Here is a 1,750-nt window from a genome sequence, read left to right on the forward strand (position 1 = left end):
CGTTCCTACACCCTTACCCCGGGACAACCACCGCCCGGGCTGGACTACCTTCCTGCGTCACCCCATCACTCACCTACTAACCGCTTGGTCCGGCGGCTCCACCACTCCCCTCAACTCCGAAGAGATCAGGGCGGCTTCACGGCCTTAGCATCACGATGCTCGATGTTTGACGCTTCACAGCGGGTACCGGAATATCAACCGGTTATCCATCGACTACGCCTGTCGGCCTCGCCTTAGGTCCCGACTTACCCTGGGCAGATCAGCTTGACCCAGGAACCCTTAGTCAATCGGCGCACACGTTTCTCACGTGTGAATCGCTACTCATGCCTGCATTCTCACTCGTGAACCGTCCACAACTACCTTCCGGTGCTGCTTCACCCGGCACACGACGCTCCCCTACCCATCACAGCCGCCGTTGGGCGTATTGCTGCAATGACACGACTTCGGCGGTACGCTTGAGCCCCGCTACATTGTCGGCGCGGAATCACTAGACCAGTGAGCTATTACGCACTCTTTCAAGGGTGGCTGCTTCTAAGCCAACCTCCTGGTTGTCTCTGCGACTCCACATCCTTTCCCACTTAGCGTACGCTTAGGGGCCTTAGTCGATGCTCTGGGCTGTTTCCCTCTCGACCATGGAGCTTATCCCCCACAGTCTCACTGCCGCGCTCTCACTTACCGGCATTCGGAGTTTGGCTAAGGTCAGTAACCCGGTAGGGCCCATCGCCTATCCAGTGCTCTACCTCCGGCAAGAAACACACGACGCTGCACCTAAATGCATTTCGGGGAGAACCAGCTATCACGGAGTTTGATTGGCCTTTCACCCCTAACCACAGGTCATCCCCCAGGTTTTCAACCCTGGTGGGTTCGGTCCTCCACGAAGTCTTACCTCCGCTTCAACCTGCCCATGGCTAGATCACTCCGCTTCGGGTCTTGAGCGTGCTACTGAAACGCCCTGTTCGGACTCGCTTTCGCTACGGCTACCCCACCCGGGTTAACCTCGCAACACACCGCAAACTCGCAGGCTCATTCTTCAAAAGGCACGCAGTCACGAGACACCAAGCAAGCTTGATGTCCGACGCTCCCACGGCTTGTAGGCACACGGTTTCAGGTACTATTTCACTCCGCTCCCGCGGTACTTTTCACCATTCCCTCACGGTACTATCCGCTATCGGTCACCAGGGAATATTTAGGCTTAGCGGGTGGTCCCGCCAGATTCACACGGGATTTCTCGGGCCCCGTGCTACTTGGGTGTCTCTCAAGCAAGCCGCTGATGTTTCGACTACGGGGGTCTTACCCTCTACGCCGGACCTTTCGCATGTCCTTCGCCTACATCAACGGTTTCTGACTCGCCTCACAGCCGGCAGACTGTGAAAGAGAGATCCCACAACCCCGCACGCGCAACCCCTGCCGGGTCTCACACGCCTACGGTTTGGCCTCATCCGGTTTCGCTCGCCACTACTCCCGGAATCACGGTTGTTTTCTCTTCCTGCGGGTACTGAGATGTTTCACTTCCCCGCGTTCCCTCCACTTGCCCTATGTGTTCAGGCAAGGGTGACAGCCCATGACGACTGCCGGGTTTCCCCATTCGGACACCCCCGGATCAAAGCCTGGTTGACGACTCCCCGGGGCCTATCGTGGCCTCCCACGTCCTTCATCGGTTCCTGGTGCCAAGGCATCCACCGTGCGCCCTTAAAAACTTGGCCACAGATGCTCGCGTCCACTGTGCAGTTCTCAAACAACGACCAGTACA

At 57.8% G+C, this 1,750-nt stretch carries 1 rRNA gene (only partly in view); it reads right to left on the bottom strand.

Going from position 1 to position 1,750, the window contains the following annotated elements:
• Positions 1–1,703 (bottom strand): 23S ribosomal RNA (locus ACIBN2_RS46680); it reaches 1,486 nt to the left of the window's first position.
• Between the last annotated feature and the right edge of the window lie 47 nt (positions 1,704–1,750).

The organism is Streptomyces sp. NPDC050534 (assembly GCF_044457745.1).
Classification (GTDB): Bacteria; Actinomycetota; Actinomycetes; order Streptomycetales; family Streptomycetaceae; genus Streptomyces.